This window comes from Jeotgalibacillus marinus (assembly GCF_040801915.1).
In the GTDB taxonomy this organism is placed as follows: domain Bacteria; phylum Bacillota; class Bacilli; order Bacillales; family Jeotgalibacillaceae; genus Jeotgalibacillus; species Jeotgalibacillus marinus.
In genome coordinates, this window is record NZ_JBFMIA010000003.1 from 87,527 (window position 1) to 99,714 (window position 12,188).

The following is a 12,188-nucleotide window of genomic DNA, read 5'->3' on the forward strand; positions in this document are numbered from 1 at the left end:
ACCCCTTTCTTCTTTTCACATTGAAGATACCTGAGCATTCGTTCCTACTCAAACTCTTTTTATACTAATGCACGTAGTGTGCTTAACAACTATGTAATGTATACAAAAATACAGGCTGCTTGCCGCACAAAAGGGATGTCAAACCCAACTCGCAGCATTTTTTTGCTAATAAAAAAGCGGGACAAGTCCCGCTTTTCGACAGTCATTATTAACGGCGCAAGCCAAGTTTGTTGATTAGTTCACGGTAACGAGCAACCTCATTAGTACGTAAATAAGTCAACAAGTTACGACGACGACCTACCATTTTAAGAAGTCCACGACGTGAGTGGTGATCTTTCTTGTGAGTGCGTAGGTGTTCGTTTAGGTTGTTGATCTCTTCAGTAAGGATAGCAATTTGTACATCAGCAGAACCAGTGTCCCCTTCGTGTGTACGGTATTCTTGAATTAGTTCGTTCTTGCGTTCTTGAGTAATAGCCATTTGTAAAACCTCCTGTAAAATAGTTTTTATTCGCCAATTACCGAGCAATCGTTGGAGTATTCGAATTGCCAAGCAACGGTTCATGTTCATGCTTATTTAGCATACCATAGTGTAACATTTCCTGCAACTGTACGCTATTATCGATCAAAATAGTCGAGTGCAATCATTTTATCTTTGTCTATTTGTGCGACAAGTTCGTCAATACCGTTAAATCGCTGTTCGCTTCTGATTCGTTTGTGCCATTCTATCACTACTTGTTCACCATAGATACTATGATCAAAATCAAATAAATGAACTTCGACCGTAAGCTTTTTAACGTCTGGTGATGTAAATGTCGGTTTAAATCCAATGTTACAGACGCCATCATACCAATTACCAATGACATTTAGTCGAACAGCATAAACACCAGTAGCTGGGATCAATCCATCTTGAACACATTGAACATTTGCCGTTGGAAAACCGATTTTGCGCCCTCTTTTATCTCCATGAACAACAGTTCCCTCAAGCTGATAAGAATAGCCAAGTAGCCCCCTTGCCTCATCTACTTTACCTTCTTTTAACGTTTGACGAATGCGTGTAGAGCTAATTTTTTCTTTATCATCTTCAAGCTTGTTGACGATGGTATGCGTAAAACGTTGTCGTGAATGGAAAGGCAACGTTTCCATGGTACCTCGTCCTAATTTGCCATATGAATAATCAAATCCAGCTGTAACATGAGCGACATGTAGAGGTAATAAATAGTTATCCACAAATTGCTGTGGTTCAAGACTTGCAAAACTAGATGTAAACCGTACAACAAATACATAATCAAGACCTAACTTTTCAAATAAATCAAGTTTACGCTCAAGTGAGGTTAAGTAATCGATTTCCTTTTTTTTTGAACTAAGTACAACAGATGGATGAGGGTTAAATGTCATCACAGCGCTCTTAAGCTCGTGGGTTTGAGCATAATCAATCGCAGTCTGTATCACGCGTTGATGCCCTAAATGTACGCCATCAAAAAAACCGAGCGCAATAGATAATTTCGGGAAATCTTCCTCTTGATATGTATGTGGATGATGTAATGTAATTACCTGCATCGAAGATTCCTTTCTCACTCAATCCAAAGAACTTTTACTGGTTTGATCAGACCTTCTTTGGTTGGATGTACGTGATAAATAGCAAGCGCTCGTTCTTCTTCATAAAGAGCCACTGGCTCATCCGAGATTGCAGGCCAGTCACTAGGGATAGGCAACACGGCGCCATTCATAACTTTCATTGCTACTGTACCACTTATACGTAGTTTCTTCAATTGAGAAATCCCTCTTTCAAGGGGTATCAATGGGCTTAAAACGGCATTAGAATTTTCTGCAAGCTCAGCTAGCTCGGTTAAGGTTAAGCAATCTTTTTTTGTCATTGAGGCTGATTCCGTACGAGTTAGCTTTGACATATGTGCAGGGTAACCCATTGCTTCTCCTATCATGACTGCAAGGGTACGAATGTATGTCCCTTTGCCACACGCCACATCGATTGAAAATTTCAAAACATCACTGTTTGTAACAATAGAGCCCTCATCTAGTTTTATGTGATGAATCGTTATCATTCTAGTTGGTCGTTCAACATGGATTCCTTGCCTTGCATATTCATATAGTCGCTTGCCATTTACTTTAACGGCAGAGTACATTGGAGGAGTTTGCTCAATAGATCCAATAAACGAATCTAAAATGGATTCAAGTTGGATTGCTGTCCACTTTCTTCTAACAGATTTTTGTTCAACAATATCTCCACTTGCATCCTCAGTCGTCGTTGAAAAACCGATCGTCACTTCAGCACGATACGATTTCCCAGCATCAGTTATATATTCCGCGATTTTTGTTGCACGCCCCAAGCAAATCGGTAACACACCATCAACATCTGGATCTAGTGTACCGGTATGTCCAACCTTTTTCATGCGGAGAATTTTTCTCACTTTAAATACACAGTCATGAGACGTCATGCCAGGTTCTTTCCATAAGGGTAAAATTCCATCCATCGTTTAAACAACTCCTTCCTTTTACAAAAAAAGACAGCAGACCAATAAGCAAAATTAACTGCTCATATACCAGGAATACCTGGATAGCCTGCTGCCCATCTATTATTACTCTCGCTCTTTCAGGTCACGTATTAATGTTTCAATGCGATTCCCTGTATCGATTGACTGATCAAATTCAAATATAAGCTCAGGTGTTTTACGCAGGCGAATACGTTGTCCGATTTCAGTACGGATAAAGCCTTTCGCTTTTGCAAGACCACGAAGCGTATTTTCACGCTGCTCTTTGTCTCCAAGAACAGTAATGTATACCGTTGCTTGTTGAAGGTCACCTGTTACTTCCACATCTGTAACCGTTACAAAACCGATACGTGGATCTTTTATTTTCCGTCCGATGATATCGCCGAGTTCTTTTTTCATTTGTTCCCCGACACGATTTGAGCGAACTGACATATTGACTTCACCTCTTTACATGATCCGCACCCATTTTACAAAAAGTCGATTGTGACGTTTAACTGTTCCCACTCTGGAAATGAACCCATTAACTTAAGCGCACGATGTAATTCTCGCTCTGCTATATGTTGTGAGGATGCAACAGCAACTAGTTCGATCGCTGTTCGCTGCCATGTATCTTGATGATCGACTTCTGCAATGGACACATTGTATTGCCTTTTGACCCTTGAAAGAACGCGCTGCAATACGGCCCGCTTTTCTTTCAACGAGTGGGAATGAGAAAGCTGAAACTCACATTCCGCATAGGCGATCATTAGCGTTTAATCTCTTCCATAATAAACGCTTCAAAAATATCGCCTTCTTTTACGTCATTGTAGTTTTTAACTGTAATACCACATTCATACCCTTTTGCTACTTCTTTCGCATCATCTTTGAAGCGCTTCAGCGTATCAAGCTCTCCTTCAAATACAACGACGCCTTCACGGAGCAAACGAATGCCGCTATCGCGCGTGATTTTACCTTCAATCACATAGCTACCTGCAATCGTTCCTACTTTTGATACTTTGAATGTTTGACGAACTTCCGCTTGACCGATTACTTTTTCTTCAAACTCAGGATCAAGTAAACCTTTCATTGCAGATTCAATTTCTTCGATTACTTTATAAATAATACGATGTAAGCGAACGTCAACTTGTTCTGTATCTGCTGCACGTTTTGCGTTAGTATCTGGGCGAACGTTAAAGCCAATGACAATTGCATTTGATGCAGCAGCTAGTGTGATATCAGATTCGGTAATTGCACCAACAGCTGTGTGAATGATTTTAATGTTTACACCTTCAACAGTAATTTTCAGAAGAGATGCGGCAACTGCTTCCACAGAACCTTGAACATCACCTTTAACAATTACGTTAAGATCTTTCATTTCACCTTGTTTCATTTGCTCAAATAGATTGTCTAAGCTAACACGTGTTTTTTCCCCACGCTGTGCTTGAATTGCCTGTTGTGCACGAGTTTCCCCGATTGAACGAGCTGTTTTCTCATCTTCAAATACAACGAACCGATCGCCTGCTTGAGGGACATCATTTAAGCCAGTAATTTCAACTGGTGTTGATGGACCAGCTTCTTTGACACGACGCCCTAAGTCATTAACCATCGCACGAACACGACCGAACGTACCACCAACAACGATTGGATCCCCAACACGAAGCGTACCATCTTGCACAAGCAGTGTTGCAACAGAACCGCGGCCTTTATCCAGCTGAGCTTCAATTACTGTACCTAGTGCACGACGCTTTGCATTAGCTTTGTATTCTTCCACTTCCCCAACAAGAAGAACCATCTCTAATAGGTTGTCGATTCCCTCACCATTTAATGCAGAAACATGAACAAAAATTGTATCTCCACCCCATGCCTCAGGAACTAACCCATGTTCAGTAAGCTCTTGCATTACGCGGTCTGGATTTGCTGACGGCTTATCCATTTTGTTTACGGCAATAATAATTGGAACTTCGGCTGCTTTTGCGTGGTTAATTGCTTCAACCGTTTGTGGCATGACGCCATCATCCGCAGCTACAACAAGAATTGTAATATCAGTCACTTTCGCACCACGTGCACGCATTGTTGTAAATGCTGCGTGACCAGGTGTATCAAGGAATGTAATTTTTTTATCATTAACAGCGACTTGGTACGCACCGATATGTTGCGTAATCCCGCCAGCTTCACCCTCTGTTACCTTTGTTTGACGAATGGAGTCAAGAAGTGTTGTTTTACCGTGGTCAACATGACCCATGATTGTTACTACAGATGGACGTTCAGTTAAATCTGTTGCGTCTTGCTCTTCTTCGAAATATGTTTCAAGGTCGGTTGAGTCAATTAAAATCTCTTCTTCTACTTCAACACCATAGTCTGCACAAATCAATTCAATTGCATCTTTATCAAGCTCTTGGTTAACTGTGGCCATTACACCTAGCATAAAGAGCTTTTTCACAACCTCAGATGGCTCACGGTGCAGCTTTTTCGCAAGTTCAGCAACCGTTAACGACTCAACGAACGTAATTTTTTCTGGAAGCTCTTTTTGCTTCATTGGAATTGGTTGGTAAGGCGTTTTTGATTTTTGGTTGCGATTTTTCCCACCACGATTTCCACCTTGCTGATTTGGACGTTGGTTTGTATTGCGTCCACGGTTGCCACCACGGTTCCCTTGTCCTCCGCGGTTAGCTTGCCCTCCGCCTTTTGGACCAGCACTACGGTTGCCTTGCTGACCACCTTGACCTTGTTGGTTGTTAGTTGATTTGTTCTCTTGTTTTACAGGAGCAGGTTTTGAGTTCTGCTTAGCTGCTGGTGTGTTTCCTTTATTATAAGAAGCATCCAATTTTGAGATCGCCTCTCCTTCTAATGTTGCCATATGATTTTTCACTTCAACATTCATTGTTTTTAATTTATCGATCACTTCTTTACTGGTGACATTTTGTTTTTTTGCGTATTCATATACACGTAATTTACTCATTCGTTCACCCCCGTTTAGATTCATCGAGCAGTGTGATCATCTTTTTAGCAAATCCTACATCCATCACAGCAACTGTGACACGTGCATCTTTGCCAATCATATGACCAAGTGTATAGCGGTCCGGCACCGTGCGAACGGGCACTCCGTAATGGTGGCATTTATCCAAGACTTTTTTGCTTGTATTCACTGAAGCATCGTCTGTAAGAAATACGAGCTTTGCATTGTTAGCCCGAACTTCTTTCACCACCAATTCTTCTCCTGAAATCACTTTTCCTGCTCGAGTCGCAAGGCCAAGTAACGACATCCATTTCACTTGTGTCATTGTGGTTGGCTCGCTTCCACCAGCGCAAGCAATTCGTCGTAAATTTCATCGTCTACTTTCGCTTGTAGGTGGCCTGCTAAAATATTTTTCTTGCGTGCTTTTAAAATCGCGTCCTTATTTTTTGACAAATAGGCACCACGACCTGATTTCTTACCCGTTACATCAATGGAAACTTCGCCTTCTTTTGTGCGAACAACGCGTACCATCTCTTTTTTTTCTTTCATTTCATTCGTCGCAATACATTTTCGTAAGGGTGCTTTTCTTTTTCCAGTCATGAACGTTCGCTCCCTTTATTCGATGTTATCATCATCAGAATAGCTAAAGGAATGATCCATTTCTTCGTCTGTGAATAAAGGTTGATCATCACGAGGATAAATACCTGACTCACGCGCATCTGTTTCACTTTTAATGTCAATTTTCCATCCTGTAAGCTTTGCTGCTAAACGAGCGTTTTGGCCTCGCTTACCAATAGCCAACGATAGCTGATAGTCAGGAACGACAACCGTAGTTGCTTTGTCCTCTTCATTCACTTGGACATCAACAACCTTGGATGGACTAAGTGCGTTAGCGACAAAGACGGTCGGATTTTCAGACCATTCCACGATGTCAATTTTTTCGCCCTTTAGCTCGTTTACGATCGCTTGAACACGTGCACCTTTTGAACCGACACACGCGCCAACTGCATCTACTTCATCATTATCCGAGTGAACAGAGATTTTCGAACGATCCCCAGCTTCACGTGAAACAGATTTTATTTCAACTGTTCCATCAAAGATCTCAGGTACTTCAATTTCGAATAAACGCTTTAAAAGACCTGGATGTGTGCGGGACACAAATATTTGAGGCCCTTTTGTTGTACGCTCAACTTTCGTGATATACACTTTAATGCGGTCATGAGGCTTGTACGACTCATTTGGCATTTGTTCATTGAGTGGAAGCAATGCTTCAATTTTCCCTAAAGCGACATAGATAAAGCGATGGTCCTGACGCTGAACAATTCCTGTCATGATGTCGTCTTCACGATCAACGAATTCTGTGTAAATGATCCCACGCTCTGCTTCACGCACGCGTTGTGTTACAACCTGTTTTGCTGTTTGTGCAGCAATTCTTCCAAAGTTACGTGGGGTTACCTCAAGCTCAACAATGTCCCCAATTTCAAACGCAGGGTCGATTTCATGTGCATCCTCGAGGGAAATTTCAAGTCGAGAATCAAATACCTCATCCACGACTTCTTTTCTAGCAAATACCCTCATGGAACCATTGTCCAAATTGAGATCCACACGAACGTTTTGCGCTTGATTAAAATTGCGCTTGTAAGCAGACACTAGAGCTGCTTCAATGGCATCGATCAATACAGCGCGATCAATGCCCTTCTCTTTCTCTAAAAATACTAGAGCATCTAATAATTCTGTACTCATTAGCCTTGTCATCCCCTTTCAAACCCCAAAGTCAATCCACTCTTTGTCTGACTCTCTTACGAAAAAGAAACAGCAAGTCGAGCTTTTGCCACTTTCTCTTTTGGGATTGTTACGTTTTTCTTTCTAGTTTTAATCTTCATGGCGAGGACTAGCGTTTCGCCATCGTAAGACGTAAGTACGCCTTCCATTTCTTTTAGACCATCGATTGGTTCGTATGTTTTTACATACACTAGCTTACCGATCGCTTTATGAAAGTCCTTTTCCTTCTTTAATGGACGTTCAGCCCCTGGTGAAGATACTTCAAGAAAGTAGTTTTGCTGAATCGGATCAAGCTCATCAAGCTTTTCACTAAGTCGCTCGCTGACTAGTCCACACTCTTCAATATCCACGCCTGATTCTTTGTCAATAAAGACTCTTAAAAACCAGCTGGAACCTTCTTTAACGAATTCAACTTCAACAAGCTCAAGGTTCATATCATCTAAAATAGGTGTTGTTAACGATTCTACGAGTTCATTAATTTTACTCATCCGTTTCCTCCATTATTCTTTGAAAAATGTCTGAAACAACACAAAAGAGCGGGCGGCACCCACTCTTTCAACGTCAGAGCTATCAATAGTATTTCCAACACTATAATACCATATATTACTCACTGATGCAAATGGATCAGAACAGTGACAATTGGTTCTGATCCGGCATTCCGTCAAGGCATCCTTGCGAATCAAGATACTCAATAATGGTTTTTGACACCTTGCCTCGCTTCTGCAAGTCTTCCTTCGACAGGAATTCACCATTTTCTCTTGAACCAACGATATTAAGCGCAGCATTTGTACCTAATCCAGGGATTGCATTGAACGGCGGAATTAAAGAGTCACCTTCAATAATAAAGTTTCGCGCATCAGATTTATACAAATCCACTTGCTTGAATGAAAAACCTCGTTCACACATTTCGAGACAAAGCTCAAGCACAGTCAATAAACTCTTTTCTTTTGGAGCAGCATCAAGTCCTTTTGCATTGATCTCTTCGATTTTTGATTTTATCGTTTGCGATCCAGCTGCCATTGCTTGTAAATCAAAATCCTCTGCACGAACGGTAAAATAAGCGGCGTAATAAAGCTTCGGATGATGAACTTTAAAATACGCAATCCGGACGGCCATCAACACATAAGCTGCAGCGTGAGCTTTCGGGAACATATACTTGATTTTTTTACATGAATCGATGTACCAATCAGGCACATCATTGTTTTTCATGTCTTCTTCCCATTCTGGAGTTAAACCCTTTCCTTTTCGGACAAACTCCATAATCTTAAACGCCAGTGAAGGCTCAAGTCCTTGATAAATCAAATATACCATGATGTCATCACGACAACCGATCACATCAGATAGCTCACAAATACCGTTATGAATCAGCTCTTGCGCATTTCCAAGCCATACGTCCGTCCCGTGAGACAGACCTGAAATCTGAACAAGTTCAGAAAAAGTTGTCGGCTTTGTATCTTCAAGCATTTGACGAACAAACCTTGTTCCAAACTCCGGAATCCCAAGGGTACCCGTTTTACACATAATCTGATCTTGTGTGACGCCGAGTGATTCAGTCCCACTAAAAATCTTCATCACTTCTGGATCATCCGTAGGAATGGTTTTTGGATCAATTCCCGATAGATCTTGAAGCATACGTATCACTGTTGGATCATCGTGTCCGAGAATATCAAGCTTCAATAAATTATCGTGAATCGAGTGAAAATCAAAATGTGTTGTTTTCCATTCAGATTCTTTATCATTTGCTGGAAATTGGATTGGTGAGAAATCATAAATATCCATGTAATCTGGTACGACGATTATTCCGCCTGGGTGCTGACCCGTTGTTCTTTTTACCCCAGTACAACCTTGAGCAAGTCGCTCCACTTCAGCTCCACGATAATGTAAATCCCTATCTCCTGCATATCCTTTTACGTAGCCAAAGGCCGTTTTATCGGCAACTGTGCCAATCGTTCCTGCTCGAAACACATTTTCTTCTCCAAAAAGAACTTTTGTGTAATTATGAGCAACCGGTTGATACTCCCCACTAAAATTCAAATCGATATCTGGTACTTTATCTCCTTTAAAACCAAGGAACGTCTCAAATGGGATATCTTGCCCGTCTTTTGTGTAAGGAATATCGCAGTCCGGGCAATTTTTATCTTTTAAATCAAACCCTGAACCAACTGATCCATCATCAAAAAACTCCGATTTTTTACATACTGGACAAACATAATGAGGCGGTAATGGATTTACTTCAGTGATCTCAGTCATCGTTGCAACAAATGAAGACCCAACCGATCCACGCGAACCAACAAGATAACCATCGTCTAATGATTTTTTCACGAGCTTATGCGATATCAAGTAAATAACGGCAAAACCATGCCCGATAATACTTTTCAGCTCTTTTTCAAGACGTGCTTCAACAATCTCAGGAAGCTCCTCCCCGTAAATGCTACGTGCCATCGTGTAACTCATGTCACGCATTTCTTCATCAGCACCTTCAATTTTCGGTGTGTACAAATCATCTTTGATCGGCTTCAAGTCTTCTATCCGATCAGCAATTGCGTTGGAATTCGTCACAACTAGTTCTTGTGCTTTGTCTGCGCCTAAAAAGGCAAATTCATGTAACATTTCATTCGTCGTTCTAAAGTGCACATCAGGTAGTTCATGACGATTCAGCGGGTTCGCTCCACCTTGAGATGAAATTAAGATTTTGCGGTACAGCTTATCATTTTCGTCTAAGTAATGAACATTCCCCGTTGCGACAGCAGGTAAGTCAAGTTTGTCAGCTAAATCAACAATTTTTTTCATGATTTCTTCAAGGTTATTCTCGTCTCGAACAAGTTCCAGTTCGATTAAATGCTGATAGGCAGCTTTCGGATGAAGCTCAATATAATCATAGAAAGATGCAATTTCTTCTACTTCCTCAGACGATTTTTGCATCATACCCTCGAATACTTCCCCTTTGTCACAACCCGATCCAATCAAAATGCCATCTCGGTATTTTTGAAGGAGCGATCTTGGAATTCTAGGAACACGGAAAAAATATTCTAAATGAGAGATCGACACGAGCTTAAACAAGTTCTTTAATCCAGCCTGTGTTGTCGCAAGCAACGTTACATGGTTCGGTCTTGCCCGCTTAAATGCTTCTCCTACACCCATGTAATCATTTAGTTGATTATGATTATAAATCTCTCGTTCCTGTGCTTTTTTTAACATTTTCACTAAAATATATCCAGTTGCCTCCGCATCATAGATTGCTCTGTGATGCTGGGTTAGTTCAACTTCGAATTTTTTTGCAAGTGTATTAAGTCGGTGATTTTTCATCTCAGGATGTAAAAAACGAGCAAACTCGAGTGTGTCAATTACAGGATTCGTTGCTTTTCCAAGCCCAATTCTTTTGTATCCAACGTTTAAAAATCCCATATCAAATGAAGCATTGTGGGCCACTAAAACATCATTTTTTGCCCACTCATGAAAATCCTTTAATACATCTTCAATTTCGGGTGCATTACGCACCATGTCATCTGTAATCCCTGTTAAATTAATCGTTGTTGCAGACAATGGGTGATGTGGATTAGCAAAACGCTCAAATTTATCTATGACTTCGCCACCATGAATTTTCACTGCTGCAAGCTCGATGATTTTATCGTAAACAGCTGACAGACCTGTCGTTTCAACGTCAAAGACGATATAATTTGCTTCTTCCAGTGAACGGTCAGCATCGTTGTAGGCAATCGGTACACCATCATCAACCAGATTTGCTTCAACCCCATACAGAATTTTGATCCCGTTTTTTTGTCCAGCTGCATATGCTTCTGGGAATGATTGGGCGACAGCATGATCTGTGATTGCTACCGCTTGATGCCCCCATTTTTTCGCTTGAGAAACGAGAGTAGAAACAGATGACACTGCATCCATTTGGCTCATCGGCGTATGTAGGTGGAGCTCAACCCTCTTTTGTCCCTCTTGTGCCGTATCCTGGCGCAAAGTCGGTTGGATTTCCATGACGTCTTGAGCAATCATGACAAGGTCTCGAACAAACGTATCGTTTTGAATGGACCCTTTTGCTCGAACCCACATTCCTTTTTTTACATTATTCATAATCGCTGCGTCCTCTTTATCACGTGAGAACATCTTAACTAAAATCGAATCCGTATAATCCGTTACCTTGAATGTTAGTAATGAACGACCACTTCTTAGTTCTCTTACTTCTGCATCGAAGATTAACCCTTGAATTGCAATTTTGCGCTCTTCATCATGAATTGTACGAATTTCAACTGGCTCATCTGGTTTGATTGAATAACCAATGGAAACGGGTCCGCTTGGGGATTCACCTTGCGCTTTGGCATCCTCCATTTTTTGTTTATCCACTAACGCTTGCTTTGCCCATTCCTCTTCTTCCTTTTTCTTGGACTCAACAAACGCATCGTATTCCTCGGTTGATTGATTCTCACTAACTTCCGTTTGGAGTGTTAGAGTAGGAAAGCCATATTTGGTAAATGCGAGACATAATGTTTCTGCATATTTATTTTTAATTTGCAAGCCTTCTGTTTCATTTGATACCTGAACAACAAGGCGATTTCCATTTACTACCGGTTTTTGTTTTGTTAGGAGTGACAATAGCGGTGGAGCAATTCCTTGAAGCTCCTCTAAACACGATGGCCAATAATCCATCACATGACCCTCAGAGAAATCGCCGGAAATAGTTTGAACTGAATAATCCACAGTCGCTATATGCTTGAACACTTGAGAAAGTCGGGTTGTAAATTCCTTCATCACCTGGTGTGGTACGACTTCTTTAAATAAAAAATGAAAATGCCATGATTTTGTCGATTTATGAACAACCAAACAATCAATTTCTGCCTCTTCAAAATAACGCGCATAGACGTCGCCAGTTAATTCAAGCTGTTGTAATAATAAGCGGAACTTTTCTTTTTTTGATAGTTCGGTTGACTGGGTCACGTTTTCCTCCTTTCTCAACA

The 12,188-nt window shown here is 41.0% G+C and carries 11 protein-coding genes; all 11 read right to left on the reverse strand.

Annotation, left to right across the window (positions count from 1 at the left end; genetic code table 11):
* Positions 1 to 208 precede the first annotated feature (208 nt).
* Entirely contained in the window at positions 209 to 478 is a 270-nt protein-coding gene (gene rpsO / locus AB1471_RS05530; RefSeq protein ID WP_367778740.1) for a 30S ribosomal protein S15, read from the reverse strand.
* A 137-nt stretch (positions 479 to 615) separates the two neighbouring features.
* A complete protein-coding gene (ribF, locus tag AB1471_RS05535; RefSeq protein WP_367778741.1) occupies positions 616 to 1,557 on the reverse strand; it encodes a bifunctional riboflavin kinase/FAD synthetase in 942 nt (313 codons plus the stop codon).
* A gap of 14 nt (positions 1,558 to 1,571) precedes the next feature.
* Entirely contained in the window at positions 1,572 to 2,489 is a 918-nt protein-coding gene (gene truB, locus AB1471_RS05540; RefSeq protein ID WP_367778742.1) for a tRNA pseudouridine(55) synthase TruB, read from the reverse strand.
* A 105-nt stretch (positions 2,490 to 2,594) separates the two neighbouring features.
* Positions 2,595 to 2,939, reverse strand: a complete 345-nt coding sequence (gene rbfA / locus AB1471_RS05545) for a 30S ribosome-binding factor RbfA (protein ID WP_367778743.1) — start codon at positions 2,937 to 2,939, stop codon at positions 2,595 to 2,597.
* A gap of 35 nt (positions 2,940 to 2,974) precedes the next feature.
* Positions 2,975 to 3,253: a DUF503 domain-containing protein gene (locus AB1471_RS05550; protein ID WP_367778744.1), complete on the reverse strand. Its 279-nt coding sequence runs from the start codon at positions 3,251 to 3,253 to the stop codon at positions 2,975 to 2,977.
* A complete protein-coding gene (gene infB, locus AB1471_RS05555; protein WP_367778745.1) occupies positions 3,253 to 5,445 on the reverse strand; it encodes a translation initiation factor IF-2 in 2,193 nt (730 codons plus the stop codon). The genes AB1471_RS05550 and infB overlap by 1 nt, the downstream gene beginning before the upstream one ends.
* Positions 5,446 to 5,449: 4 nt before the next feature.
* Positions 5,450 to 5,767 carry a YlxQ family RNA-binding protein gene (locus AB1471_RS05560; RefSeq protein ID WP_367778746.1) on the reverse strand — a complete coding sequence of 106 codons (318 nt, stop codon included), beginning with the start codon at positions 5,765 to 5,767 and terminating at the stop codon, positions 5,450 to 5,452.
* Positions 5,764 to 6,042 (reverse strand): RNase P modulator RnpM, encoded by a 279-nt coding sequence (gene rnpM, locus AB1471_RS05565; protein WP_367778747.1) that lies wholly within the window; start codon positions 6,040 to 6,042, stop codon positions 5,764 to 5,766. Before rnpM ends, AB1471_RS05560 begins: the two co-directional genes overlap by 4 nt.
* A 15-nt stretch (positions 6,043 to 6,057) precedes the next feature.
* Positions 6,058 to 7,185, reverse strand: a complete 1,128-nt coding sequence (gene nusA, locus AB1471_RS05570; RefSeq protein ID WP_367778748.1) for a transcription termination factor NusA — start codon at positions 7,183 to 7,185, stop codon at positions 6,058 to 6,060.
* Positions 7,186 to 7,241: 56 nt separating this feature from the next.
* The gene (rimP, locus tag AB1471_RS05575; RefSeq protein ID WP_367778749.1) at positions 7,242 to 7,712 is read right to left on the reverse strand and encodes a ribosome maturation factor RimP; all 471 of its coding nucleotides are present in this window, start codon (positions 7,710 to 7,712) and stop codon (positions 7,242 to 7,244) included.
* Positions 7,713 to 7,848: 136 nt separating this feature from the next.
* Complete coding sequence (locus AB1471_RS05580; protein ID WP_367778750.1) at positions 7,849 to 12,168, reverse strand: PolC-type DNA polymerase III; 4,320 nt, start codon at positions 12,166 to 12,168, stop codon at positions 7,849 to 7,851.
* Between the last annotated feature and the right edge of the window lie 20 nt (positions 12,169 to 12,188).

Bases quoted from the DNA above. Each gene is read 5' to 3' on its own strand.
- ribF (WP_367778741.1), bottom strand. From the start codon at position 1,557: ATGCAGGTAATTACATTACATCATCCACATACATATCAAGAGGAAGAT.
- nusA (WP_367778748.1), bottom strand. From the start codon at position 7,185: ATGAGTACAGAATTATTAGATGCTCTAGTATTTTTAGAGAAAGAGAAG.
- rnpM (WP_367778747.1), bottom strand. From the start codon at position 6,042: ATGACTGGAAAAAGAAAAGCACCCTTACGAAAATGTATTGCGACGAAT.
- AB1471_RS05550 (WP_367778744.1), bottom strand. From the start codon at position 3,253: ATGATCGCCTATGCGGAATGTGAGTTTCAGCTTTCTCATTCCCACTCG.
- rpsO (WP_367778740.1), bottom strand. From the start codon at position 478: ATGGCTATTACTCAAGAACGCAAGAACGAACTAATTCAAGAATACCGT.
- infB (WP_367778745.1), bottom strand. From the start codon at position 5,445: ATGAGTAAATTACGTGTATATGAATACGCAAAAAAACAAAATGTCACC.
- truB (WP_367778742.1), bottom strand. From the start codon at position 2,489: ATGGATGGAATTTTACCCTTATGGAAAGAACCTGGCATGACGTCTCAT.
- rimP (WP_367778749.1), bottom strand. From the start codon at position 7,712: ATGAGTAAAATTAATGAACTCGTAGAATCGTTAACAACACCTATTTTA.
- rbfA (WP_367778743.1), bottom strand. From the start codon at position 2,939: ATGTCAGTTCGCTCAAATCGTGTCGGGGAACAAATGAAAAAAGAACTC.
- AB1471_RS05560 (WP_367778746.1), bottom strand. From the start codon at position 5,767: ATGACACAAGTGAAATGGATGTCGTTACTTGGCCTTGCGACTCGAGCA.